Here is a 22,825-nt window from a genome sequence, read left to right as displayed (position 1 = left end):
CCCCTTGCTGTGCTGCACCGCATCTCAGACGACTGGAACGAGCGCCACTGGATCGGCCGCGGCTGCCTGCCCGCCGAATGCCTTGGCGCAGAGTCGCTGTTGCGTTTGGTCACAGCACCGGGCATGCACTGGCCCTACCTGACGCTGGTCAAGTCCAGCGCCCAGCCCGCCGTCCGGGACTTCACCACCGACATCCCCGGTTACCGGCAGCGCACTATCGATGTCGACCGGCTCAGCCGGCTCGTCGCCGACGGCTACACCTTGAAGTACCAGCGTATCGAGGACTTCGATGACACCGTCCGGGCCACGACCATCGCACTGCAGGATCACTTCGGCCTTGCGACGACGTCCTACGCATTCGTCACTCCTGCAGAGTCACGAGGGCTGAGCTTTCACCGGGATGCCTCCCACGTGGTGGCCGTCCAGCTCGAAGGACAGAAGCACTGGGAGATCGTTCGGCCAGTCGGCGGCACCAACCCGAACGCCGGACTTGAACCCGCTCCGCAGGGGGAGCCGGCAAGCTTTGTCCTCTCGCCCGGAGACGTGCTGTACCTGCCACACGGCTGGCCGCACCGAGCCAGGACCAGTTCGAACCGATCGACGCACCTGACCTTCACCATCACCAGACCGCATCCGTCAGCTCTTGCCACGGAACTCCTGGTGAACGGACAAACACACCCGGACACCGTGCTGCTCAACGCCGTCCGCCGACTGGGACTTTGACCATGACGACCCCGACACAGCAGACCTTCACGGCCGCCGTTGCCCGCCTGCTGAGCGCTCCCCACCTGGAAGGCACCTTTCGGGTCCGCGACGGAGAGGCGGACGTGACCGACGAGTACTCCGAACTCCGGTTCAAGGATCCGCGCCTCGGAGGCTACCTAGACCGGACACGGATCGAGCAGTGCCTGACCGAGATCCCTCTCACAGTCTGGCTCCGCGGCTCCTGCACCGCCGACGGATTTCTCTCCCCCTCCCCGCTTTCCGACGGCCTGACGGAGCGCAACCGCTGGACCGTCATCGTCCCCCCCGACGCCGACCTAACGGTGACGAGTCCTCGCAGATCATTCGCCATGCTGAAGGCCGTGGTCGGAACCCTCGCCACCGGGTCACCGTTCACCTTCAAGGGTCGCCTGGCAATCGGCCGAAAACTACAGGTAACGGCAGCGCGCAGCGGCTTGGTCGCTCAGCTCGACTGGCTCTTCGAATCCCCAGAGATCAACCTGGCCCAGGCCACGGGCATCGACCTCACGGCGGTCGAACAGGACTGGCACCGGGTCCCATTGGCAGAGCTGCTCCAGCGCATCAACGGTCATCGCGGCGGATGAGCCCGCAGGAGGACACCCTCCCCGCAGTCGAAGGACACCCCCTGCAGCCTGTCCGCGCGCCGCACCTCGGCGAAGCCGAGCGCGTCATGGAGGTCAAGGGAGGCCCGGTTCTGCGCGGAGACGAAGCACCACACCTCCGAAGCACGCTGCCAGGCCCAGGCCATCCGCCACCGAGTCAGCGACTTGCCGATCCCGCGCCGCCGCCAACGGACCGCCACCGTCACCCCGGTCAGGTAGTACCCACTCGGCGCGCCGTCGTCCGGATTCTCCGGAAGCAAAGCCACGTTGGCGTACCCGGCCAGCTCCCCGTCCACCCTGGCGAGCACCACGGCACTGCGCTCACCGTCGACCGTCCGGGCAATGCGATCGGCCCACTGTGAGACGGTGCCGCCCCGTATACCGGTTTGCAGCACGGCCAGATGATGAACGTCGTCATGGCGTGCCTGCACCAGTACGGGGAAGGCCGGCGCCGGATGGGGCGTCAGGCCCGGCAGGTAGCCGGCGAAGTGTGACGAGAAATCGGGCATGGAGCAAGCGTAGTAGCGGTGATCCTCATACGGCTGCGCTGAGTCGGCTAACCGGACTCGGACACGAGAGCCAGTGCTGTGACCAGGAACGTTCGCCGGGTGGTTGAGTAACGTTGTGGTCGTTGACCGCGCTCAGGGATCATTACGAGATGAGCGAGATCATCTTGATGTCGGATCCGCGGGTAGCAGCCGTTGAACCGCCCCGGGTTTGGTGGAGATCTCAGATTGTGGTGATGACCTGGGGTTTCGTGAGTTCGGTGTAGTAGTTGGCTTCGTATTCGACGGGTGGGATGTGGCCTATCTCTGCGTGGAGTCGTCGGTGGTTGTACCAGTCGACCCACTCGGCGGTGGCGAGCTCGACGTCGGACAGCGTCTTCCACGGCCGTCGGGGTTTGATCAGCTCGGTCTTGAACAGGCCGATCATGCTCTCCATCAGGGCATTGTCATAGGCGTCGCCGACCGATCCGACCGAGGTGGCGATGCCGGCGGCGTCCAGATGCTCGGCGAGCCGGAAACTCGTGTACTGCGACCCGGCGTCGGAATGATGGATCAACTCGCCTGGCTGGAGGGGCTGTTGGTCGCGGTCGCGTTGCCAGATCGCCATCTCCAGGGCGTCCAGCACGAAGACCGTCTCCTTCACGGTGGCCGCGGATCAGCCGACGATCCGGCGGGAGAAGGTGTCCACGACGAACGCGACGTAGACGACACCGGCCCAGGTCTTCACGTGGGTGAAGTCCGCTGCCCAGCACCGGTTCGGGGCGGCGGCGAAGCCGCGGTCGACCAGGTCCGGCGCCCGCTCGGACTGGCCGCCGGGGAGCGTGGTGATGACGCGTTTGCCGCGCACCGCACCCTGGATGCCGAGCTCGCGCATCAGGCGCTCGACGGTGCATCGGGCCACCGGTTGGCCCTGTCGGTTCAGCTCGCGCCAGATCTTACGGGCCCCGTGGACACGGTAGTTGGACGTATAGACGTCCTGGATCCGCTCTTTGAGCTCCGCGTCGCGCACGGAACGGGCTGAGGGAGTTCCGAGGCGTTTCTTGCAGGCGTAGTACGTGGAAGGGGCGATCTTGCAGTCGTGCTCGGTGAGCGTCCTGCAGATCGGCTCGACCCCGCCGAAGCGGTCCCGGTGCTCGTCGATGAACGCTACGAGCGCGTGTGTGGCCGGTCGAGCTCGGCCGCGAAGAAACTCGCCGCGGCCTTCAAAATCTCGTTCGCCCGCTTCAGCTCGGCGTTTTCCTTCTTCAACGCCTTGAGCTGGGCCGACTCCTCCGTCGTCGTCCCCGGACGCTGCCCCGCGTCGATCTCGTGCTGCTTCACCCAGTTCGACAGTGTCTCGCGGGAGCCGATGCCGAGCTTGTCGGTGATCGCCTGCAGGGCGGCCGTCTCGTTCGGGTGGCCGTCGCGCACCTCGGCGACCATGCGCACCGCACGACGACGGAGCTCAAGCGGGTAACGGGAAGGTCGTGCCATGACCAACCCTTACATGGAATCGAGCCTCCACTTCACCCGGGGCGGTTCACCTCCGCATGAGTGAAAGCGATCCCCTGTTTGCCGCCGGGCGGCCCAACACGCCGTAGCGATCGGCAAGTTCAGGCTCTGATGATTTGACAACACCTGGCCGCACCACCAACCTATGCTCATGACATCCATTTTCAATACGGGGGGTGCCTAGCCATGCGCGTTGCCTTCGTCGGCAAGGGCGGCAGTGGCAAGACGACCCTGTCGGCCCTCTTCTCCCGCCACCTGGCGCGCTCGGGAGCGCCGGTCGTCGCGATCGACGGTGACATCAACCAGCACCTGGCCCACGCCCTCGGTCTCGGTGAGGACGAGTTCTTCGCCGCCCCGCCGCTCAGCGCGCGGACCGGCGAGATCAAGGACTACCTGCGGGGCACCAACGCGCGGATCGCGTCCCGTGACGTCATGGTCAAGACGACACCGCCCGGACGCGGCTCCCGGCTGCTGCGCCCGCTCGGTGACGATGAGATCCACAGTCACCACGTCCAGGAGGTCGGCGGCGTACCGCTCATGGTGACCGGCGCCTTCGACGAGGGCGACCTCGGGGTGGCGTGCTACCACTCCAAGCTGGGTGCGGTCGAGCTGTACCTCAACCACCTCGTGGACGGCCCCGGCGAGTACGTCGTCGTCGACATGACCGCCGGCGCCGACGCCTTCGCCTCCGGGCTGTTCACCCGCTTCGACATGACCTTCCTGGTCGTCGAACCGACCCGCAAGAGCGTCGCCGTGTACCGCCAGTACCGCGACCACGCCGCCGAGTTCGACATCCCCATCGCCGTCGTCGGCAACAAGATCACCGGTGAGGACGACCTGCTCTTCCTCAAGGAGCACGTCGGCGACGACCTGCTCGCCCACTGCGAGCAGTCCTCCTACGTGCGCGCCCAGGAGCAGGGCCGCGGCCGGGGGGAACTGGAGCCGCACAACACCCGCACCCTGGACCGGTTGCGCGCGGCCGTGGACGCCCGGCCCAAGGACTGGGCGGCCTTCCAGAAGCACGCCGTCGAGTTCCACCTGCGCAACGCCGCCGCCTGGGCCAACACGGCCACCGGCCAGGACCTCGCCGCCCAGGTCGACCCGGACTTCCGGCACGGCCCCGCAGCGCTGACCGCCCACGCCTGACCCCACTCCATCAAGACCAGAACCACAGAACAGGACAGTCCGTCATGTCACTCGACGTCTCCCCGCAGCTGCTCGCCGAAGCCGAGAACGGCGATGTGCGAGAGCAGGACTTCGTGGGAACGGTGCGCACCTCCCTGCCGTACGCCTACGACCTCATCGCCCGCCTGGCAGAAGAACTGCGTTCCGGTACTGCGGAGTTCGCCGACAACCAGACCCCGCCGCCTTCCGAGACGGAGCGCGGCCAGCTGCTGCGCGCCCTGTCCAGCGACGCCATCCGGGGCAGCCTGGAACGACACTTCGGCATCGCCCTCGCCTTCCAGAACTGCCACCGCGTCGCCGCTTTCCACCCCGAGGCGCGCGGCGGCGCCACCCACACCCGCTTCACCTCCCTGCGCGCGCAGATCCTCAACCAGTCACCGGAGTTCCGCGACTGCTGAACCACTGCCGGTCGCGACCGCCGACCGCCGGAACCGGCGTTCGGCAATCAGGCCGACCGCTTCGCCCCCTTGGCGGCCGTAGCCCGCAAGGACACCCGGTCCTTGCGAGCGACGGCCGCCAACGCTTGTCCCGGAGGCATCCGCCGCACCCCCTACCCGCGCAGCCCGGAGGAGTCGTACGCCCGGTCAAAAGATGGCAACGGTTTTCATCTGCCATTGGTCTGAAAATCATTTCCATCTAACGTCGGAGTGTCGCTACACGGCCGGCGCGTGTGCGCCGCGCGTCCGGTACCGCCCGAAGGAGCTTGCCGCATGTCCACCGCCCCCGCCTCCCGTTCCGCCTGGCCGACCGCGAGGATCGCACTGGTCACCGCGACGGCCGCTCTGACGGCCGTGACGGCGACCGCCTGCTCGACCTCCTCCTCGCACACCACCGACACCGCCGCGACCGGGGGCGGCAGCGGCTCGGGCAAGACGATCCGGGTGGTGGCGGCGGAGAACTTCTGGGGCAGCATCGCCTCCCAGCTCGGCGGCAGCCACGTGAAGGTATCCAGCGTCATCAACAACCCGGACGCCGACCCGCACGACTACGAGCCGACCGCCGCCGACGCCCGCACCGTGGCCGGCGCCCAGTACACGATCGTCAACGGCATCGGCTACGACGCCTGGGCCGACAAGCTGCTGGCCGCCAACCCCGGCAGCGGACGTACTCAGCTCAAGGTCGGTGACCTGGTCGGCATCAAGCCGGGCGGCAACCCGCACCGTTGGTACTCCCCGGACAACGTCCATCAGGTCATCGAGAAGATCACCGCCGACTACAAGAAGATCGACCCGGCCGACGCGGCCTACTTCGACCAGCAGAAGACGGCCTTCGAGACGAAGACGCTCGCCGGTTACAACAAGCTCATCACCGACATCAGGGCGAAGTACGCGGGTACCCCGATCGGTGCCTCGGAGTCCATCGTCACGCCGCTCGCCAAGGGCCTGGGGCTGAAGACGCTCACCCCGGAGACGTTCCTGGACGCGATGAGCGAGGGCTCCGACCCTACGGCCAAGGACAAGGCCACCATCGACCAGCAGATCAAGAACAAACAGATCAAGATCTACGTCTACAACTCCCAGAACTCCACGCCGGACGTGCAGGCGCAGGTCAAGGAGGCCAAGGCGCAGGGCATCCCGGTCGCCACCGTCACCGAGACCCTCACCCCCTCCGGGGCCACCTTCCAACAGTGGCAGACCACCCAGCTGCAGGGCATCGAGCAGGCCCTGGCCAAGGCCACCGGGAAGTGAACTGAAGCCATGAACGCGACAGCGAAGGCCCGCGAAGCCGTCACCCACACCAGCGGCCACACCGTCCCCGGCCGCCGAAGCGGCGGCCACGACACGGCCACAGGAACAGGAAGCGACCCGGTGGTCGCCCTGCGCGGCGCCGCCGTGCGGGTCGGCGGCCGCACGTTGTGGTCGGGTGTGGACCTTCGCATCGGGGCCGGTGAGTTCACCGCCGTGCTCGGTCCCAACGGCGTCGGCAAGTCCACCATGATCAAGGTCCTGCTCGGCGCCCTGCCCGCGGCGGCCGGCGAGGTTCGGGTGCTCGGCGCCCGGCCCGGGCAGGCCAACGAACGTATCGGCTACCTGCCGCAGCGCCGCAGCTTCGACGCCAACCTGCGCATCCGCGGTGTCGACGTGGTGCGCATGGGCCTGGACGGCGACCGCTGGGGAGTACCGCTGCCGTTCCCCAGCGAGCGTCGGCGGGCCGCCCGCGCGCGGGTGGACGAGGTGATCGAGCTGGTCGGGGCGTCGGCCTACGCACACCGGCCCATCGGGCAGTGTTCCGGCGGCGAGCAGCAGCGCCTGCTGATCGCCCAGGCACTGGTCCGACGGCCCGAACTGCTCCTGCTCGACGAGCCGTTGGACAGCCTCGACCTGCCCAACCAGAGCGCCGTCGCCGCGCTGATCGGGCGCATCTGCCACCAGGATGGCGTGTCGGTGGTCATGGTCGCCCATGACGTGAACCCGATCCTCCACCACCTGGACCGGGTGGTGTACCTGGCCGAAGGCGGCGCCGCCACCGGCACACCGACCGAGGTCGTCACCTCCGAGACGCTGACCCGGCTGTACGGCACTCCGGTCGAGGTGCTGCAGACCTCGGACGGGCGGCTGGTCGTGGTGGGCCAGCCGGAGGCACCGGCCGTGCACACCGACCGGCACGCCACCCCGGGGAGCGGTCATGTGGCTAGCTGAGGCAGGGGCACCAACCTGGTCGTGGAACCTCCTGACCGACTTCCAGGACATATGGTCCTACCCCTTCATGGTCAACGCGTTCCGCGCGGGCGCGGTCGTGGCCGTGGTCTGCGCGATGGTGGGGTGGTTCGTGGTGCTGCGGCGGCAGACGTTCGCCGCGCACACCGTCTCCGTGGTCGCCTTCCCCGGCGCCGCCGGGGCGCTCCTGCTCGGGTTCAGCGCGGTCTACGGCTACTTCACGCTGTGCGTGGCCGCCGCCCTGGTCATCGCGGCCCTCCGTGGCCGCGGTGACCACGAGGACTCCGCACTGACCGGGACCGTGCAGGCGTTCCTGCTCGCGTCCGGGTTCCTGTTCACCGCCCTGTACCGGGGGCTGCTGGAGGGACCGCAGACCATCCTCTTCGGCACCTTCCTGGGCATCACCTCCGCCCAGGTGAGCGTGGTGACGGGGGTCGGCGCGGCGGTGCTCGCAGTGCTGGTGCTGATCGGACGGCCGCTGCTGTTCGCGTCCGTCGACCCACAGGTCGCCGAGGGGCGCGGGGTGCCGGTCCGCACCCTGTCGGTGGTCTTCCTCGTCCTGCTCGGTGCGGCCACCGCCGAGGCGAGCCAGATCACCGGGACCCTCCTGGTTTTCGCCCTCATGGTGATCCCGGCCGCCACCGCGCAAGTCCTGACCGTCCGCCCGGCGTTGAGTCTGGCCTTGGCCGTCCTGTTGGCCTTCGCCGCGACCTGGCTGGGGCTGACCGCCGCCTACTACTCGCCCTACCCCTTGGGTTTCTTCGTGACGACCATCGCCTTCGCCGGATACCTGCTCGCGCTGGGCCAGCGCTCCCTGCGCGAGGTACTCAGTCGCACCCGGGCCGGCGCCGCGCCCACTGCCGGGGAGGTGGTCGCATGACCGTCCTGCTCGCCGCCTCCCCGTTGTCCCACCCGTTCTTCCTGCACGCCTTTCTCACCGGGACCGCCATCGCCGCGGCCTGCGGACCGGTCGGTTACTTCCTGGTCCTGCGGGCCCAGGTCTTCACCGGCGACGCGCTCAGCCATGTCGCCTTCACCGGCGCGATGGCCGCCCTCGCCTTCGGCGCCGACCTTCGCCTCGGGCTGTTCGCCGCCACCATCGCCGTGGCGGTGCTCTTCGGCACCCTCGGCCGCAAAGCGCGGCCCGACGACGTGGTCATCGGAAGCGTCTTCTCCTGGATCCTGGGCCTGGGCGCCTTCTTCATCACCCTTTACACGACCTCGCGCAGCACCACGAACGGCACCGCCGGGGTGAGTGTGCTGTTCGGCTCCATCTTCGGCATCTCCTCCAGCAGCGCGGCCGTCACCGCCCTGGTGGCCGCCGGGGTCGGCCTGCTGGTGGTCCTCATCGCCCGCCCACTGCTGTTCGCCACGCTCGACGAGGCCGTGGCCGCCGCCCGTGGGGTACCGGTCCGGCTGCTCGGCTACGGCTTCCTAGCCCTGGCCGGGATCAGCGCCGCCGAGGCCACCCAGGCGGTCGGCTCCCTGCTCCTGCTCGGCCTGCTCGCAGCCCCCGCCGGCGCCGCGATCCGGCTCACCGACCGCCCCTACCGTGCGCTCGCCCTTTCGGCCGGCCTGGCGGTGCTGGAGATGTGGGCGGGGTTGCTCGCCTCGTACGCGGTGCCGAAGATGCCGCCGAGCTTCGCCATCATGGCCGCCGCCACGGCCGTATACGCCGCCACCTTCCTGATACGACGACCCGCCCCCGGTCCCCGCACGCGAACCGCCGTCCTCACCGGCACATGAGCGAAGGCACCCGATGGCACCCGACCGCCAGTGCACCCCCACCCCGTCGCACGACATCACGCTGATCGGCCGCCTCACCCGGCAACGCACCATCGTGGCCGAGGCGCTCATCCGGGCCGACGGCTTCGTCGGCGCCCAGGCCCTCCACAACCAGCTCGCCGCCGCCGGCTCACCGGTCGGCCTGTCCACGGTCTACCGCACGCTGGCCGGCCTGGCCGGCGTCGGCCGGGCCGACATGGTGCGCGACACCAGTGGTGAACGCCTCTTCCGCTACCGCCCGGGACCCGAACACCGCCACCACCTCCTCTGCACCCAATGCGGCCTGAGCCGGCCCGTCGACTCAGGCGCACCCCTTGTCGTCGGCGTCGGCGCACGTCCGGTCGCCCTCGACGGCGGCCACGGCGGTGCGCAGGTCGTCGAGCGCGTGGCCGAGGCGTTCTCATCTCCATCGGCACGCACCTGCGTGCGGACGCACTGCACGCGACACTGACCGACTGCCTTGTGACCGACGGCGAGAGCCTGCCGCCCACCGACCCGTTCCCTGCCTGGAACACCTATGGCATCGAGGACACCTGCGAGCACGAGCACCCCGAACTCGTGGCGGGCGTCTGAAGACCCCCGGCCGGGCGGCGAACGCGGCCACGGCGCCGCCCGGCCCGGCACGGACACTGTTCCGGAGCCGTACGAGGAGCGGTGACTCCATCCGTACGGCTCCTCAGTCGTCTCGGCTATCGGGAGCTGTAGGGCAGGAGCGCCATCTCGCGTGCGTTCTTGATGGCCCGCGCTATCTGCCGCTGCTGCTGACGCGTCACGTGGGTCACTCGGCGGCTGCGGATCTTTCCGCGGTCGGAGATGAACTTCCGCAGCAGATCGGTGTCCTTGTAGTCGATGTAGGTGATGCCGGCGGCGTCCAGCGGGTTCGTGCGCTGACGCTTGCCGGTCTGCCGCCGGGTGCTTGTGGGTCGGGGCATGGTGAGATCGTTCCTCTCTTTCAGGTCACGGGGTCGAGCAAGTCGTCAAAAGCATGCGGAAGTTGCTTCCAGCGGTCCCTGCCCGCCGCGTACTCGTCATCGGTGAGCAGGCACGAGTCGAGCAGGGCCGACAGGCCGTCGCGGTCCAGGCCGGGCGAGGTGAAGGTAAGGTGCTGGCAGCGGTCGCCGTGTTCGGGGTGCCAGTCCAGGGAGGCGGCGATGCGGCGTTCGGCAGGCACCATCTCCCAGGCGGCGTCGGGCAGGGCGGCCAGCCAGGGGCCGGCCGACTCCACGCACAGCGCGCCGCCTGCGGCATCCCACGACAGGAGTGTGTCGGGGTGGTCCGCCAGCCAGAACCGCCCACGGCTGCGGGCGGCGGCGCAGGTCAGGTCCTCCAGCGCCGCGTAGAGGCGCTACGGGTGGAAGGGCCGTTCGCGCCGCCAGACGAGGGTGCTCACGCCGTGCTCGTCGGCCTCCTGCGGCAGCAGCGCGCACGCGGGGTGCACGCGGGCGGCGGCCGCTGCCACGTCGAAGCCCGCCAGCAGGACTGCTCCCAGGGCGCCGCTGTCCACGCGTACCTTGCGTGCGCCTGGTGTGAGCTGGGCGAGCAGCGCGTGGTCGGTGTCGTCCGCGGCCTCGACGTCCTGCCCGTGTGAACCGTCCCCACCGACGGCGATGAGCGTGGGGTACTCCAGTTGCCGGGCGAAGGTGTCGGCGATGGTGCGCTGGTCGGTCGGGGCGGCGGCGAGGCCGGCGTCGGCCAGGTCATCGCCGTTGGACAGGTACGGCAGGACGAGGGCCGGGTCGATCACGGTGGCAACACCGGTCAGCGCGAGCGGTGCGCCTGCGGCGGTGATGACTCCGGCCATGGCCTGGGGTTCGACGGAGTCCCACAGTTCCACGACGGCAAGCCGGTACCTGTCCTCCCGCGCGAGCCGCAGCAGTTCGGGGACCAGGTCCTCGCGCAGCGCGCAGCACGCACAGTCGTTCACCAGGGGTGCGTCACCGCTGCCCAGCAGGCCGCCGGCATCACGTACGGTGCGGTGCACCGCGCTGTCGACGGCGGACGTCAGGTCGTGGTGCAGGGCGACCGAGCCGGGGACCGTGCGCAGGATCTCCTCGACGGCGGCCCGGCGGGCATCGACGTGCAACCCGGCGACGATCACGACCGGCATCCGCGCCTGGTCCCCGCTCACCGCTTGCTCCCTCCGCGTCCGTAGCGCCGCTCGAAACGCTCGACCCGCCCCGCGGTGTCCAGGACCCGCTGGGTGCCGGTGTAGAAGGGGTGGTTCGCCGAGGAGATCTCGACGTCGATGACCGGGTAGGTGTTGCCGTCCTCCCACTCGACGGTCTTGTCGTTGGTGGCCGTCGACCGGGTCAGGAAGGCGAAGTCGGCGGCCCGGTCACGGAAGACGACCGGGCGGTAGGCGGGGTGGATTCCGGGCTTCACGGCTCTCAGTGCTCCTCACGGAAGTCGACGTGGCGGCCAGCGACAGGGTCGTACTTGCGCAGCCTCAGCCGGTCGGGGTTGTTACGGCGGTTCTTGCGGGTCACGTAGGTGTAGCCGGTGCCGGCGGTGGACCTCAGTTTGATGATCGGGCGGAGTTCGGTGCGGACCATGGACGGCACCATACAGGAGATTGGTTTTCATTTTCATTAACTTGCTAGTGTGCTGTTGTTGCCGCCAACAGAGGAGGAACCCCATGTCCGCCCACTGCCAACTCACCGGCCGACAGCCCGGCTTCGGCCATCACATCTCCCACTCGCACCGGCGCAGCAAGCGCCGCTTCGACCCGAACATCCAGCGCAAGCGCTACTGGTTGCCCAGCGAAGGCCGCCACGTCCGGCTCACGCTCTCCGCCAAGGGCATCAAGACCGTCGACACGATCGGCATCGAGGCCGCCGTGGCCCGCATCCGCGCCCGGGGAGAGAAGGTCTGATGGCGAAGAAGAGCAAGATCGCGAAGAACGAACGGCGGCGCCTTGTCGTGGCCCGCTACGCCGCGCGCCGCGCCGCGCTGAAGGCGATCATCTCGTTCCCCGGAACCTCGGACGAGGAACGCGCCGCCGCCCAGCGGGAACTGCGCCGGCAGCCCCGCGACGCCAGCGCCACCCGCCTGCGCAACCGCGATGCCGTGGACGGGCGCCCCCGTGGCCACCTGCGCGCCTTTGGCCTGTCTCGCATCCGCGTGCGCGAGATGGCCCACGCGGGCGAGCTCCCCGGCGTGACCAAGAGCAGTTGGTAATCCGCACCCGAACCGCCTGCGACCGCAGGCCCCGCCTCACGCTTGGGAAGGTGCTGTCACGTTGTTGGGTAGGTAGGTGCCTGACGGTGTGTCGTGGCGTGGTGGAGCCCGGCTTCGTACTGTGCTCAGGCCGTGGCTGCGAGGCCGGCGGCGCCGGTGATGTGTTCCCAGACGGCGAAGCGGACGGTCATCTGGGCGCGGTAGTCGTGTGCGGGCATCAGGTGGCGGCGGGGACGGAAGTGGGGTGGGATGCCGCTGAACGCGGCCAGGAACCGCTGGGCCGCGTCCACGCTGCGGCAAGCCTTTCATCGCGCGTTCGCGCTGCCTGGTGGGCTGGTGGCTGTTCTCCGCCCGGTTGTTGGGGTACTTCGGCTGCCGGTGCTCGACGGAAGGCATGACCTCGCGGCGGGCGGCGCCGTAGGAGGGGAGCTTGCCGGTGACGATCACCCGCGGCACCGTACGGGTCTTCTTCAGCAGGCGGCGCAGGAAGCGCCCGGCCGCGGCCTTGTCCCGTCGGCTCCGCACGAGGATGTCCAGGACGTTGCCGTCCTGGCCGACGGCCCGCCACAGGTACTTCTGTTCCCCATTGATCTTGATGAAGACCTCGTCCAGATGCCACTCGTCTCCAGACCGAGGCTGCCGGCGGCGCAGCGCGCCTTCGCGCCACTCCTCCCAACGCCTGCATCACCCGCGACCCCGCCCGGCTCCGTCAACAGCACGTCGACAGATCCGAGGTGCCGGGCTCAACCGGACGGCATTACCGGGGCCCGCAGGCCGAGCCACTGATCGGCGTCCCAGGCCCGGAACCGCTCCACTTCGGTGAACCCCAGCTTTGCCGCGAGGCGCATCGAACGGACGTTGGCGGTCTGGGTGGCGAGCACCACCGGCTCACCCGGAAGGACGCCGGCGAGCCAGTCCAGTGCCGCCGCGCACGCCTCGGCGGCATACCCGAATCCCCACGCCCGCGGCAGGAACAGGTAGCCGAGATCCACCTTCCCCAGGGCAGCGGGGCAAAGGTGCTCCGTTGCTCTCCTGAGCAGGACCTGGCCGATCATCGCCCCGTCGAGATCGACGACGAAACTCCCGGGCCGCCGCCCGGGCACCTCGGGCATCTCGCGCTCAAGCTCGTCACGCGGGCGGGGGCCGCCGAGGTAGGTGTGCACCTCCGACGAGGCGTGCAGTTCGATGAACGCCGCACGGTCCCGGGCTTCGGGCTCACGCAACACGAGCCTCTCGGTCTTGATCGGTGCAGGCGGCCACGCAACGGGTCCGAGATCATTCATGTCGGCCAGCCAATCAGCGGCCTCAGTAGCGATCAAGACTCACGGTGAACCGCCCCGGTTCGAATAGAGACTCGATTTCATGAAAGGATCGAGTCATGGCACGACCTTCCCGTTACCCGCTTGAGCTCCGCCGTCGTGCGGTGCGCATGGTCGCCGAGGTGCGCGACGACTACCCGAACGAGACGGCCGCCCTGCAGGCGGTCACCGACAAGCTCGGCATCGGCTCCCGCGAGACACTGCGGAACTGGCTGAAGCAGCAGGAGATCGACGCGGGGACACGGCCGGGGACGACGACGGAGGAATCGGTCCAGCTCAAGGCGCTGAAGAAGGAGATCGCCGAGCTGAAGCGGGCGAACGAGATCCTGAAGGCGGCGGCGAGTTTCTTCGCGGCCGAGCTCGACCGGCCACACCTGCGCTCGTAGCGTTCATCGACGAGCACCGGGACCGCTTCGGCGGGGTCGAGCCGATCTGCAGGACGCTCACCGAGCACGACTGCAAGATCGCCCCTTCCACCTACTACGCCTACAAGAAACGACTGGCCGCCCCGTCCGCTCGTACCGTGCGGGACACGGAACTCAAGGAGCTGATCCGGCAGGTCTACACCGACAACTACCGTGTCTACGGGGCACGGAAGATCTGGCGGGAACTGAACCGGCAGGGTCATGAGGTGGCCCGCTGCACCGTGGAGCGGCTGATGCGCGAGCTGGGCATCGCCGGCGCCGTCCGCGGCAAGAAGGTCATCACTACGGTCCCGGACCAGCAAGCCGGGCGGGCACCGGACCGGGTGGACCGCGACTTCGTCGCCACGGCACCGAACCGCTGCTGGGTCGCGGATTTCACGCACGTGGCGACCTGGGCCGGGGTGGTCTACGTCGCCTTCGTCGTGGACACCTTCTCCCGCCGTATCGTCGGCTGGTCCGCCGCGACGTCGAAGGAGACCCAGCTCGTCCTGGACGCTCTGGAGATGGCGCTGTGGCAGCGCGACCGCGATGAACGCCCCCACATTCGGGGCGAGTTGATACACCACAGCGATGCGGGCAGCCAATACACCAGTTTCAAGCTGGCCGAACACCTCGACGCGGCCGGCATCGCGGCCTCGATCGGCTCCGTCGGCGACGCCTACGACAACGCCCTGATGGAGAACACGATCGGCCTGTTCAAAACCGAGTTGATCAAGCCACAGCGACCCTGGAAGACACTCTCCCAGGTCGAGCTGGCCACCGCCGAGTGGGTCGACTGGTACTGCCACCGACGCCTGCACGGTGAGATAGGCCACGTCCCACCCGTTGAGTACGAGACCAACTACTACACGGAACTCACGAAACCACAGGTCACACCCACAATCTGAGATCTCTACCGAACCCGGGGCGGTTCACGGTCCCTCTTGACTTCTTATCCCCTTGAGATGTCTTGACACGGGCCGTGGTCAAGGAGAAATGCGGCGGGCGCGGTAGGCGTCCAGTGACCTCGCCCTTGGCGTAGTCCTTGACCGTAGTCGTCGTTTGCCGACCGGCTCGTGCTGCTCGTCGCGGTCACGCTTCGGCGCCGTCGGCGCCCGACCTCACGCGCTCCTGCGCGGCTCACGCCCTGATGTCTTCTTCGCCGCGGCCTTCTTGGAGGGTTGCTTCTTCGTGGTCTTCTTCGGCATGTCGTGCACGTCGGCGTCCTCGCCCCTGTCCGCCCGTGCTTTCTGCACAGACTGGGTCAGGGCGGCCATGAGATCGACGATCTGGCCCGCCCCCCTCCGGCTGCGGCATGGCCGGCGGCTCGCGGTGCTCCCGCTTCGCCTTGATGATCTGCTCCAGAGCCTCGGTGCAGGTGTCCTGGAACTCCTCACCCTCCAGGTCCTCGCGGGTCATGCTGTCCGTCAGCGCCAAGGCGCCCTCGATCTGTTCCGGCTCTCCGGCACCGACACCACGACCTGGCCCTACCGGCGGCACCGGGCCGCCCAACGGTTCCCGGTCGAGACGGCGTGTTTGATCGCCGTTCCATGGGGTCGGACGCTGAGCCGGCATCACCTGACCCCGGGCGATACCGGCAGATGCGCGACGAACACGGCGCGCGTGAACACCGCTTGGTGCAGTTCGGCGCCAAGCGGGATGGCTGGTCCCGGTCAGGCTGCCGGGGCGGTCAGGACGGCCTTGGCAGCCAGCCGGAGATGCCTGATCATCGGATTCGGGTCGCCCTTGCGGCTGACCAGGACGACCTGGCTGGGGGGAGCGCCCTCGATCGGGACGGTGACGAGGTCGGGGCGCAGTGAGCTACGCCGATCGCCGACCGGTAGCACGGCGATCGCCCTGCCACTCGCGACGAATTCGAGCTTGTCCTCGTAACTCTCGATCGGCGGCACGCCGGTCCCGAGGATCCGGTAGGAAGTCCAGTCCGCGGTCTCGAACGCGCACGGCGCCGCCTCCTCGCCGGCCAGTTCTTCCGCGGTCACCGACGCGCGGTCGGCCAAGGGGTGGCCGCGCGGGACCGCGAGCATCCGGGGCTCCTCGTACAGCGGGGTGGTGAACACGTCGTCGGCGGCGAACGGCAGCGGGGCCCGCGCGATCAAGGCGTCGACCCGTTTGTCGGACAGCGCCCCGACGTCGCGGCAGCTCAGGTACCGGGTGGCGATCTCGGCGTTCGGGTAACGGCGGCGCAGTTCCCGTACGGCGGCAGTGATCACCAGGTCTTCAACGTAGCCGATGGCGATTCGTTCGGTCCCGGCTTGTTCACGCACGGCCAGCTCGGCCTGGCGGGCGGCTTGCAGCAGGGCTTGGGCCTGGGGGAGGAACGTCTGTCCGGCCGGAGTGAGCCGGGCGCCCTGGGGTGTGCGGTCCAGCAGGCGTGCGCCGAGATATTTCTCGAGCCGTTGGATCTGGCGGCTCAGCGCCGGCTGGGCCACGTGCAAGTCGGCGGCCGCCCGGCCGAAGTGCTGGTGCGCCGCCACCACGGTGAAGTAGCGCACCAGCCGCAATTCCAGGTCCTGTCCGAAATCGTTCACCCTTCCAGCGTACGCGTCATGCCGTTTCGGAATGATCGGGTTGCCGAACCGGTCTTGGACGGCCATGCCGTCCTGGGCCTTGACTGAAGGGGCAACGTTTCCCCAGGAAAGCGACAGGTGCGATGAAGGCGATCCAGGTCCACGAAGCGGGCGGGCCGGAAGTTTTGCGGTATGACGAGGTGCCGGTTCCCGAGATCGGTCCGGGCGAGGTGCTCGTCCGGGTGCACGCGGCGGGCATCAACCCGCCGGACTGGTACCTGCGTGAGGGGATGAAGGTCATGCCGGCCGAGATGAGGCCGACGCTGGAGTTCCCCCTGATCCCTGGGACGGACATGTCGGGCGTGGTCCAGGCGGTCGCTCCGGACGTGCTGGGGTTCGCCGTCGGTGACGAGGTCTTCGGCATGCTGCGGTTCCCCGGATTCGACGGCCGGACCTACGCCGAGTACGTGGCCGCGCCGGCTTCGGACCTGGCTCACAAGCCGGCCGGTATCGACCACGTGCAGGCGGCCGGGGCACCGATGGCCGTGCTTACGGCCTGGCAGTACCTGATTGATCTCGGCCACGACGTGCCGTCTCCTTTCACCGGCCAGGTGCACCAGCCGGTGCCGATCACGCCGGGGATGACCGTGCTGGTCAACGGGGCCGCCGGTGGAGTGGGCCACTTCGCGGTGCAGCTGGCGAAATGGAAGGGGGCACACGTCATCGCGGTGGCCTCGGGCCGGCACGAGCAGTTCCTGCGCAAGCTCGGCGCCGATGAGTTCATCGACTACACCAGGACGCAGGCCGCGGACGTGGTCAGCGGTGTGGACCTGGTGATCGACGCCGTCGGCGGCCCGGACAGCTCACGCTTTCTGGCCGTGCTCAAGCGCGGTGGCACCATGCTTCCGGTGTTCTTCGCCGAGTACGACCCGGAAGAGACGGCGAGGCGGGGCATCACAGTCTCGAACATTCAGGTGCGTTCCAACGGCCCCCAGCTCGCCGAGATCGGGCGCCTGCTCGACGAGGGCAAGCTCCAGGTCGGGGTGGACAGCACCTACCCGTTGCCCGAAGCGGGCAACGCACACACGCGAGCCGCGCAGGGTCACCTCCAGGGCAAGATCGTGCTGACGGTGGTCTCGTGATCGCCGAACTCCAGCAGGCGGTGGCGAAGTACGCCCACGCCCTGGACGAACTGAATGTGCCCGAGCTGGAAGCGGTCCTGACCGAAGACACCACCTGGACCTTCACGATGCCCGGACAGGGAGTGCTCGGCCCGGTCGCCGGACGCGCGGCGGTGCTCGACTTCGTCCGTGACGGGCACACGGCCCAGACCGGAAGGGTGCGGCACCACCTGGGCAATGTCGTGGTCACGACGACGGACGCCGCTACCGCTGAGGTGCGGGCCTATCTGGTGCAGACGAGGAACACCGGCGAGAGCACCCAGATGGTCTCGACCGGGGTCTACACGTTCGGCCTGTGCCGGTCCGACCGTGGGTGGCGGATCGCCGAGCTCACCCTGACGACGGACAACGCCTTTTAGAACTCCTAACGAAATGATCTTCGAGGTGGTTGGATCATTACGGCAGCGATGATCTGGGGGTGCGAAGTGGCACGGCCGAAGCCGTGGGAAGTCGACGACGAGCTGTGGGCGGTGATCGAACCGCTGCTGCCCAAGGTCGAGCGTCGGGCCCGGCACCCAGGGCGCAAGCGGCATCCGGACCGGCTGGTGTTCCAGGGCATCCTGTTCGTCCTGCACACCGGGATCTCCTGGGAACACCTGCCGCAGGAACTCGGCTTCGGCTCGGGCATGACCTGCTGGCGACGCCTGGCCGAGTGGACCGGGGCCGGCGTGTGGCCCCGACTGCACGAGGTCCTCCTTGCCAAGCTCCGCAGCGCGAACGCCCTGGACTTCTCCCGAGCGGCCGTCGACGGCTCCCACATCCGCGCGCTAAAGGGGGTCCCAAGACCGGACGAAGCCCTGTTGACCGGGGCAGAACCGGCAGCAAGCACCACCTGATCACCGACGCCACCGGCATCCCGCTCGCCGCCACGCTGACCGGCGGCAACCGCAACGACGTCACCCAGCTGATCCCTCTGCTGGAGGCGATACCGCCGGTGCGGGGCAAGCGAGGCCGGCCCCGACGCCGCCCGGACGTGGTGCTGGGCGACCGCGGCTACGACCACGACAAGTACCGCCGGCTCGTCCGGGACCTGGGCGTGAAGCCACTGATCGCCCGACGCGGCACCGAACACGGCTCCGGACTCGGCACCCAACGCTGGGTCGTGGAACGCGCATTCGCCCACCTGCACTGGTTCCGCCGTCTGCGGATCCGCTGGGAGATCCGCGACGACATCCACGAAGCCTTCCTCACCCTCGGATGCGCGCTCATCTGCTGGAGGCGCCTGACGTCATTGCGATAGGAGTTCTTAGAGGTCGCGCAGATAGGCGTGGTGAGGGGACCTCGGTAGCAGAACGGGAACAGGTCTGGTGATCATGGAGTTGCGACGTTCTGTGATCACGGAGGAGCCCTGTCACCGCGCTTCCATCGTGGCTGACCGAACCGCTCTCACAAGGACCAGGCCGTGCTGGTGTACTGGCGCTGCACACCGACCCTGGGCGTGCCCTTCTTCGGTCACCGGTCTCGTCGACGACCGGGACGACGCGTCGGTGCCGAGGTGGTCAACGACGAAGCCGCGCAGGTCGTCGCGGACGGCGATCCCGGACGGCCCACCGACGGCGCCGTCGTCTGACCTCCGTTCGGGGAGAGTGGAAGGTCATGGCATAGCGTACTGCCATGACGAATTCATCTCTGCAGTTAATTCCCGATGCCATCAACCGCTTCGGCGCACGAGTACACGCGGTCGACGGCCACCAGTGGAACGATGCGACGCCGTGCACCGAGTGGACCGTTCGGGACCTCGTCAACCACCTGGTCAGCGAGCACTTGTGGGTTCCGCACCTGCTCGCCGGAGAGTCCCTGGAGGAGGTGGGTGACCGCTACGACGGTGACATGGTCGGCGCAGATCCCGTGCGGGCGTGGGACGAGGCCGCGGAGCGCTCCCTCGCGGCGTGGAAGGGCGCAGATCTTTCCGGGACAGCTCGGTTCTCCTTCGGGGAGGCGCCGTTGACCATGTACGCGGACCAGATGCTCGTCGACCTGACCGTCCACGAGTGGGACCTGGCCCGCGGGTGCGGCCAGCCCGAGTGGCTCGCCCCGGCCGCGGTCGATCACAGCCTGGCCTACGCGCGCGCCAACGCCGAGAGAGTGGCAGGCCTGGGAATCTTCGCTGCTCCGGTGCGCACCACCAGCACCGACCCCGTCGTTCAGCTTCTTTCCTTGCTGGGGCGCGCCGTATGACGGGTTCGATTCACGTAGTTCGGGAGTGCTCGCGGTTGCCTGGCACGGGCTGCAGTGCAGCTTCGTGATTCCTAGATGGATGAGTCCGATGTTCGTGCTGGTCGCGACCAGCACGAACATCGGACTCATCCGTCTAGTGGGTGATGGTGAAGCGGTGACGGCCCGGTCCCAGACCGGAGACGGTGACCCGGTCGCCGTCTTTCGCCACCTGGCGGCCGCGCGCGCGGTGGCCGTCCCAGACGACGTGCCCTTCCTGCCGCACCACCCCGCGTGAGGCGCTGACGGGCAGCGAGGCAGTGCCTCGGGTGCCGTGGGGCACCTGGAGCGTGAGCGTGAACGACGTGGCCGAGTTCGTCCAGTCCACGGCCAACGGGCCTGTGGGTGTGGGCAGCTCGCCCTGCGCCCAGGTCACGTCGCCGGGGTGGGGCCGCACTTCCCAGGTGGCGTACCCGGGTGAGGTGGGCCTGGCGCCGAGGAGCTGGTGGGTGAGTGCCGGCAGTACGCCTGTGGACCAGCCGTGCGCCATGCTCGTGAAGCCGCCCTCGTAGAGGGAACCGTCGGGGCCGATGCCCTCCCAGTCGGTGACGCCCGGATCGTGGCTGTCCATCCAGCCGTAGGTGCGCCGGATCTGGTCCAGTGCCGAGGACTCCCGTCCGCTCTCGAAACGGGCCACGATTTCGGGATACGAGGTGAACGCGTAGACGCGCTGGGAGGCGCCGCCGAAGAGGGTGTCGTTGTCCATGAAGGCGTTGCCGTAGGGCAGTTGCGTGGTGGCGTCGAGGTGGTCGAGCGCCGAGGCCGCCCGCTCGGTCCCGGCGACGCCGGAGACGATGGCGAGCGAGTTGCCGTCCTGGGCGTGCCGTACGGCTCCGGTCGATGAGTCGAGGTAGGCGCCCGCGGAGTCGTCCCACAGGTGGGCGTTGACCGCGTCGGCGACCGCCCGGGCACGGGCGGTCCACCGCTTGGCGTCCGCCTCGTGGCCGAGCCAACGGGCCAGCGCCGCGCTGTCGTTGAGGGCCTGCACGTACAGCACGTTGTAGTAGGTGATCTGACCGGTGCGGTCGAGGAAGGCGTAGTCGCCGTAGCGGCCGGTGTCGTTGAGGCCCTTGCTCAGGAGTCCCGCTTCGTCGGTGACGCTCGGGTACCAGGTGTCCAGCACCTTGACCAGCGCGGGGTAGTACCGGGCCGCGTAGGAGCGGTCACCGGTGTACAGGACGTAGTCCCAGCTGCACGTCACCCACCACAAGGGATAGTCGAACAGGGGCAGTTCGTATCCGGAGATGGAGGCCGGGGGAATCCAACCGTCGGCACGCTGGTGGTCGGCGAGATCGGCCAGGACGTTGCGGGCGGCCGCGGCGGTGTCGTCATGGGTGAGGTAGAGCGTGCGGGCGGAGACGGCGAGGTCACCGACGTAGGGGTCGCGGTCGCGTTTGGCTCCGTCGTGCAGAACCAGCTTGCCTTCCAGGGAGGCGCTCCAGGCGTTGCGCGGGTCCACGTCGTCCTGGCGGAAGGTGTCCGTGACGAGTTCGTTGGTGTAGGAGGCGCCGTACCAGTACCGGTTGAGGTCGTCGTCGGAGCACAGGAACCAGCCGCGGTAGGTGCTGGGCGTACCGACGTAGCCGGTGAAGTCCAGGTCGACGGAGTCGATCCGGACGGTGCCCCAGGGCTGTGCGACGGGGGCGTCGGTGGCCAGCGCGTCGAGGGTGATCTTGAGGTAGCGGAAGCCGTGCAGTCCGTCGGCGTAGACTTTGCCGTCGCGCAGGTATCCCTTGTGGTCCGTCCAGGTGGTGCCGCCGGGCGGAACGGCGAACTGGTCGGTGCCCTGGCCGGCGCCGCCGGACTGGTCGGAGCGGGTGAAGTCGGAGCGGTCGGTGAGGAACTCCTTGGTCTCGGAGAACGCGAGGCGTACGCCGGGGGAGTTGGCCGACGCGGAGGCGAAGCGGATGCGGGGGTAGCCCACGACGACCTTGCCGAAGTCGATCGTGACGCTGGGGACGTCGGGCGTCTGCACGGCGGCGGGCCACACCTCGTTGATCCGGGTGAACGCACCGCGCGGGGTGTCCTGCACGTTCGTGACCGTGATGCGGACCCGGGTCGTGGAGACGGACTGGGAGAAGGTGACGGCCCGCTGGACGGCATCGTTGCCAGAGACCGTGGCGACGGTCTGCCAGGCGTCGTCCTGCCAGGTGTCGACGGTGAAGTCGGTCGGTACGCCGTCGCTGTTGGATATGACGGTGATGCCCGACAGCCGCTGGGCGGCCGGGGTCGTGATCGTGAGCGTGTCGGGGAAGACGCCCAGCGTGTCGTCGTTCCAGAAGGTGTCGAGGTTGCCGTCGATGGCGTTGCCCGCGTCGTAGGTGCGCGGGTTGCCGTCGTTGCCCCCGTTGCCCGCGTGCGAGGATGAGGCCTCGGCCGTGGTGCCTTCGGGCCAGCGCGGCGGTGCGACGGGCTCGGGGCGGTCGAGGACGGTCACGGCTCCACCGCGCTTGAGCAGGGCGTCGGGCAGGCGTACGTCGCCGGTGGACGCGATGACGCGGACCGGCTGTACGGTGCGGCTGGACGGGCCCTGCACGTAACGGTGCCAGGACGTCGCGCCGCGCGGGACCGACCTCGGCGACCCTGCCGAGGGTGCGGCCGTGGCCGTGGTGGACGCTGCCAGGGGGAGTCCTACGGCGGTGAGTGCGGCCAGACCGGCTCCCGCCGCCACGACGGTTCTGCGGGTGGGATCGCTCGGGGGCTGGGGGTTGTTGCGGCTCGACGACATGACACCTTGTCCTTCTTGATCGGAATGAAACGATTCAAACGAGGCGTGCGAGGAGAAGGTATCCCAGGTCCCTTTTGCGCGTACATACCAAAGACGCTGGTTCTTCTTCCACCTCGTGGTCCGGCACGCTCATCGCCCCGGACCGCCGGGGAACACCGTCCACCGCGGGGCGCGCGCCAGTCGAACGCGCTCTGTCCCGACGGAGAACCGGAAGATCCTTCGGAACTGCCGGCTCAAGGAAAACGGCGTTCACCGAGCAGGACGGGTTTGCCAGCGGGATCGGCAGGGCGAGCTTCCTCACCCC

24 protein-coding genes and 5 pseudogenes are annotated in these 22,825 nt (G+C 68.7%); 17 read left to right on the top strand and 12 right to left on the bottom strand.

What is annotated here, in order from left to right:
* The first annotated feature begins 9 nt into the window (after positions 1-9).
* Positions 10-723 carry a cupin domain-containing protein gene (locus QQY24_RS00890; protein ID WP_301970732.1) on the top strand — a complete coding sequence of 238 codons (714 nt, stop codon included), beginning with the start codon at positions 10-12 and terminating at the stop codon, positions 721-723.
* A gap of 2 nt (positions 724-725) precedes the next feature.
* Positions 726-1,328 carry a hypothetical protein gene (locus QQY24_RS00885; RefSeq protein WP_301970731.1) on the top strand — a complete coding sequence of 201 codons (603 nt, stop codon included), beginning with the start codon at positions 726-728 and terminating at the stop codon, positions 1,326-1,328.
* On the opposite strand, the gene QQY24_RS00880 is transcribed toward QQY24_RS00885, so the two are convergent.
* On the bottom strand, positions 1,313-1,855 hold the full coding sequence (locus tag QQY24_RS00880; protein ID WP_301970730.1) for a GNAT family N-acetyltransferase: 543 nt from the start codon (positions 1,853-1,855) through the stop codon (positions 1,313-1,315). The two genes, QQY24_RS00885 and QQY24_RS00880, sit on opposite strands and share 16 nt — an antisense overlap.
* Before the next feature lie 220 nt (positions 1,856-2,075).
* A pseudogene (locus QQY24_RS00875) lies at positions 2,076-3,325 on the bottom strand (IS3 family transposase).
* A gap of 204 nt (positions 3,326-3,529) precedes the next feature.
* Between QQY24_RS00875 and QQY24_RS00870 the strand changes: the two are divergent.
* The 7 genes and pseudogenes from QQY24_RS00870 to QQY24_RS00840 all read left to right on the top strand — a co-directional run.
* A complete protein-coding gene (locus tag QQY24_RS00870) occupies positions 3,530-4,489 on the top strand; it encodes an ATP-binding protein (RefSeq protein WP_301970729.1) in 960 nt (319 codons plus the stop codon).
* 44 nt (positions 4,490-4,533) lie between these two features.
* Positions 4,534-4,926 (top strand): SCO5389 family protein, encoded by a 393-nt coding sequence (locus tag QQY24_RS00865; protein ID WP_301970728.1) that lies wholly within the window; start codon positions 4,534-4,536, stop codon positions 4,924-4,926.
* Positions 4,927-5,238: 312 nt separating this feature from the next.
* The gene (locus tag QQY24_RS00860) at positions 5,239-6,216 is read left to right on the top strand and encodes a zinc ABC transporter substrate-binding protein (protein WP_301970727.1); all 978 of its coding nucleotides are present in this window, start codon (positions 5,239-5,241) and stop codon (positions 6,214-6,216) included.
* A 9-nt stretch (positions 6,217-6,225) separates the two neighbouring features.
* Positions 6,226-7,167, top strand: coding sequence for a metal ABC transporter ATP-binding protein (locus tag QQY24_RS00855; protein WP_301970726.1), 942 nt, complete (start codon positions 6,226-6,228; stop codon positions 7,165-7,167).
* Positions 7,154-8,065: a metal ABC transporter permease gene (locus QQY24_RS00850; protein ID WP_301970725.1), complete on the top strand. Its 912-nt coding sequence runs from the start codon at positions 7,154-7,156 to the stop codon at positions 8,063-8,065. Before QQY24_RS00855 ends, QQY24_RS00850 begins: the two co-directional genes overlap by 14 nt.
* Positions 8,062-8,931 carry a metal ABC transporter permease gene (locus QQY24_RS00845; RefSeq protein ID WP_301970724.1) on the top strand — a complete coding sequence of 290 codons (870 nt, stop codon included), beginning with the start codon at positions 8,062-8,064 and terminating at the stop codon, positions 8,929-8,931. Before QQY24_RS00850 ends, QQY24_RS00845 begins: the two co-directional genes overlap by 4 nt.
* Positions 8,932-8,944: 13 nt before the next feature.
* Positions 8,945-9,244: pseudogene (locus QQY24_RS00840) on the top strand (Fur family transcriptional regulator); the annotation flags it as partial.
* A gap of 27 nt (positions 9,245-9,271) precedes the next feature.
* Here the strand turns inward: QQY24_RS00840 and QQY24_RS00835 are convergent.
* The 5 genes and pseudogenes from QQY24_RS00835 to rpmG form a co-directional block, all read right to left on the bottom strand.
* A pseudogene (locus QQY24_RS00835) lies at positions 9,272-9,370 on the bottom strand (transcriptional regulator); the annotation flags it as partial.
* 289 nt (positions 9,371-9,659) lie between these two features.
* Positions 9,660-9,902: a 30S ribosomal protein S18 gene (gene rpsR / locus QQY24_RS00825; protein ID WP_301970723.1), complete on the bottom strand. Its 243-nt coding sequence runs from the start codon at positions 9,900-9,902 to the stop codon at positions 9,660-9,662.
* 20 nt (positions 9,903-9,922) lie between these two features.
* Positions 9,923-11,077, bottom strand: a pseudogene (locus QQY24_RS00820) (GTP-binding protein).
* A gap of 17 nt (positions 11,078-11,094) precedes the next feature.
* Positions 11,095-11,352, bottom strand: coding sequence for a type B 50S ribosomal protein L31 (locus tag QQY24_RS00815; RefSeq protein ID WP_301970722.1), 258 nt, complete (start codon positions 11,350-11,352; stop codon positions 11,095-11,097).
* A gap of 5 nt (positions 11,353-11,357) precedes the next feature.
* A complete protein-coding gene (rpmG, locus tag QQY24_RS00810; protein ID WP_301970721.1) occupies positions 11,358-11,522 on the bottom strand; it encodes a 50S ribosomal protein L33 in 165 nt (54 codons plus the stop codon).
* Positions 11,523-11,605: 83 nt separating this feature from the next.
* Here rpmG and rpmB point away from each other — a divergent pair, with 83 nt between their 5' ends.
* Together rpmB and rpsN are read left to right on the top strand one after the other, a co-directional pair.
* The gene (rpmB, locus tag QQY24_RS00805) at positions 11,606-11,842 is read left to right on the top strand and encodes a 50S ribosomal protein L28 (RefSeq protein WP_109282987.1); all 237 of its coding nucleotides are present in this window, start codon (positions 11,606-11,608) and stop codon (positions 11,840-11,842) included.
* Positions 11,842-12,147 carry a 30S ribosomal protein S14 gene (gene rpsN / locus QQY24_RS00800; RefSeq protein ID WP_301970720.1) on the top strand — a complete coding sequence of 102 codons (306 nt, stop codon included), beginning with the start codon at positions 11,842-11,844 and terminating at the stop codon, positions 12,145-12,147. The genes rpmB and rpsN overlap by 1 nt, the downstream gene beginning before the upstream one ends.
* Before the next feature lie 125 nt (positions 12,148-12,272).
* On the opposite strand, the pseudogene QQY24_RS00795 reads toward rpsN, so the two are convergent.
* Both QQY24_RS00795 and QQY24_RS00790 read right to left on the bottom strand, forming a co-directional pair.
* Positions 12,273-12,798, bottom strand: a pseudogene (locus QQY24_RS00795) (IS6 family transposase); the annotation flags it as partial.
* Positions 12,799-12,890: 92 nt separating this feature from the next.
* Positions 12,891-13,430 (bottom strand): GNAT family N-acetyltransferase, encoded by a 540-nt coding sequence (locus tag QQY24_RS00790; protein ID WP_301976096.1) that lies wholly within the window; start codon positions 13,428-13,430, stop codon positions 12,891-12,893.
* A gap of 95 nt (positions 13,431-13,525) precedes the next feature.
* Between QQY24_RS00790 and QQY24_RS00785 the strand changes: the two genes are divergently transcribed.
* A protein-coding gene (locus QQY24_RS00785; RefSeq protein ID WP_301970719.1) for an IS3 family transposase occupies positions 13,526-14,778 on the top strand; the annotation gives its coding sequence in 2 pieces (ribosomal slippage) (positions 13,526-13,808 and positions 13,808-14,778; 1,254 coding nt in all).
* 213 nt (positions 14,779-14,991) lie between these two features.
* Here QQY24_RS00785 and QQY24_RS00780 read toward each other — a convergent pair.
* Together QQY24_RS00780 and QQY24_RS00775 are read right to left on the bottom strand one after the other, a co-directional pair.
* Complete coding sequence (locus QQY24_RS00780) at positions 14,992-15,147, bottom strand: hypothetical protein (protein WP_301970718.1); 156 nt, start codon at positions 15,145-15,147, stop codon at positions 14,992-14,994.
* 396 nt (positions 15,148-15,543) lie between these two features.
* A complete protein-coding gene (locus tag QQY24_RS00775) occupies positions 15,544-16,485 on the bottom strand; it encodes a LysR family transcriptional regulator (protein WP_301970717.1) in 942 nt (313 codons plus the stop codon).
* 56 nt (positions 16,486-16,541) lie between these two features.
* Between QQY24_RS00775 and QQY24_RS00770 the strand changes: the two genes are divergently transcribed.
* The 5 genes from QQY24_RS00770 (at position 16,542) to QQY24_RS00750 (ending at position 19,757) form a co-directional block, all read left to right on the top strand.
* On the top strand, positions 16,542-17,540 hold the full coding sequence (locus QQY24_RS00770) for an NADP-dependent oxidoreductase (RefSeq protein ID WP_301970716.1): 999 nt from the start codon (positions 16,542-16,544) through the stop codon (positions 17,538-17,540).
* A complete protein-coding gene (locus tag QQY24_RS00765; protein WP_301970715.1) occupies positions 17,537-17,938 on the top strand; it encodes a nuclear transport factor 2 family protein in 402 nt (133 codons plus the stop codon). Before QQY24_RS00770 ends, QQY24_RS00765 begins: the two co-directional genes overlap by 4 nt.
* 48 nt (positions 17,939-17,986) lie before the next feature.
* Positions 17,987-18,819 (top strand): IS5 family transposase gene (locus QQY24_RS00760; RefSeq protein ID WP_301970705.1). Its coding sequence is split into 2 segments (ribosomal slippage): positions 17,987-18,331 and positions 18,334-18,819, totalling 831 coding nucleotides; the frame shifts between segments, so codons are not numbered across the junction.
* A gap of 162 nt (positions 18,820-18,981) precedes the next feature.
* Positions 18,982-19,149 carry a hypothetical protein gene (locus QQY24_RS00755; RefSeq protein WP_301970714.1) on the top strand — a complete coding sequence of 56 codons (168 nt, stop codon included), beginning with the start codon at positions 18,982-18,984 and terminating at the stop codon, positions 19,147-19,149.
* Between the two features lie 44 nt (positions 19,150-19,193).
* Positions 19,194-19,757, top strand: coding sequence for a TIGR03086 family metal-binding protein (locus tag QQY24_RS00750; RefSeq protein WP_301970713.1), 564 nt, complete (start codon positions 19,194-19,196; stop codon positions 19,755-19,757).
* 133 nt (positions 19,758-19,890) lie between these two features.
* On the opposite strand, the gene QQY24_RS00745 is transcribed toward QQY24_RS00750, so the two are convergent.
* On the bottom strand, positions 19,891-22,521 hold the full coding sequence (locus tag QQY24_RS00745; RefSeq protein ID WP_301970712.1) for an alpha-L-rhamnosidase C-terminal domain-containing protein: 2,631 nt from the start codon (positions 22,519-22,521) through the stop codon (positions 19,891-19,893).
* Positions 22,522-22,825 lie beyond the last annotated feature (304 nt).

This window comes from Streptomyces sp. TG1A-8 (assembly GCF_030499535.1).
Taxonomy (GTDB): Bacteria; Actinomycetota; Actinomycetes; order Streptomycetales; family Streptomycetaceae; genus Streptomyces.
The sequence above is the reverse complement of the archived record's forward strand: the minus strand, read 5'-3'. Positions and strand labels throughout refer to the sequence as shown.

Excerpts from the sequence above, each read along its gene's own strand:
- QQY24_RS00780 (WP_301970718.1), bottom strand. The coding sequence starts at position 15,147 with ATGGCCGCCCTGACCCAGTCTGTGCAGAAAGCACGGGCGGACAGGGGC.
- QQY24_RS00775 (WP_301970717.1), bottom strand. The coding sequence starts at position 16,485 with ATGGCCGTCCAAGACCGGTTCGGCAACCCGATCATTCCGAAACGGCAT.
- rpmG (WP_301970721.1), bottom strand. The coding sequence starts at position 11,522 with ATGGTCCGCACCGAACTCCGCCCGATCATCAAACTGAGGTCCACCGCC.
- rpsR (WP_301970723.1), bottom strand. The coding sequence starts at position 9,902 with ATGCCCCGACCCACAAGCACCCGGCGGCAGACCGGCAAGCGTCAGCGC.
- QQY24_RS00845 (WP_301970724.1), top strand. The coding sequence starts at position 8,062 with ATGACCGTCCTGCTCGCCGCCTCCCCGTTGTCCCACCCGTTCTTCCTG.
- QQY24_RS00865 (WP_301970728.1), top strand. The coding sequence starts at position 4,534 with ATGTCACTCGACGTCTCCCCGCAGCTGCTCGCCGAAGCCGAGAACGGC.
- rpmB (WP_109282987.1), top strand. The coding sequence starts at position 11,606 with ATGTCCGCCCACTGCCAACTCACCGGCCGACAGCCCGGCTTCGGCCAT.
- QQY24_RS00870 (WP_301970729.1), top strand. The coding sequence starts at position 3,530 with ATGCGCGTTGCCTTCGTCGGCAAGGGCGGCAGTGGCAAGACGACCCTG.
- QQY24_RS00850 (WP_301970725.1), top strand. The coding sequence starts at position 7,154 with ATGTGGCTAGCTGAGGCAGGGGCACCAACCTGGTCGTGGAACCTCCTG.
- QQY24_RS00860 (WP_301970727.1), top strand. The coding sequence starts at position 5,239 with ATGTCCACCGCCCCCGCCTCCCGTTCCGCCTGGCCGACCGCGAGGATC.
- QQY24_RS00880 (WP_301970730.1), bottom strand. The coding sequence starts at position 1,855 with ATGCCCGATTTCTCGTCACACTTCGCCGGCTACCTGCCGGGCCTGACG.
- QQY24_RS00745 (WP_301970712.1), bottom strand. The coding sequence starts at position 22,521 with ATGTCGTCGAGCCGCAACAACCCCCAGCCCCCGAGCGATCCCACCCGC.
- rpsN (WP_301970720.1), top strand. The coding sequence starts at position 11,842 with ATGGCGAAGAAGAGCAAGATCGCGAAGAACGAACGGCGGCGCCTTGTC.
- QQY24_RS00885 (WP_301970731.1), top strand. The coding sequence starts at position 726 with ATGACGACCCCGACACAGCAGACCTTCACGGCCGCCGTTGCCCGCCTG.
- QQY24_RS00750 (WP_301970713.1), top strand. The coding sequence starts at position 19,194 with ATGACGAATTCATCTCTGCAGTTAATTCCCGATGCCATCAACCGCTTC.
- QQY24_RS00855 (WP_301970726.1), top strand. The coding sequence starts at position 6,226 with ATGAACGCGACAGCGAAGGCCCGCGAAGCCGTCACCCACACCAGCGGC.
- QQY24_RS00790 (WP_301976096.1), bottom strand. The coding sequence starts at position 13,430 with ATGAATGATCTCGGACCCGTTGCGTGGCCGCCTGCACCGATCAAGACC.
- QQY24_RS00770 (WP_301970716.1), top strand. The coding sequence starts at position 16,542 with ATGAAGGCGATCCAGGTCCACGAAGCGGGCGGGCCGGAAGTTTTGCGG.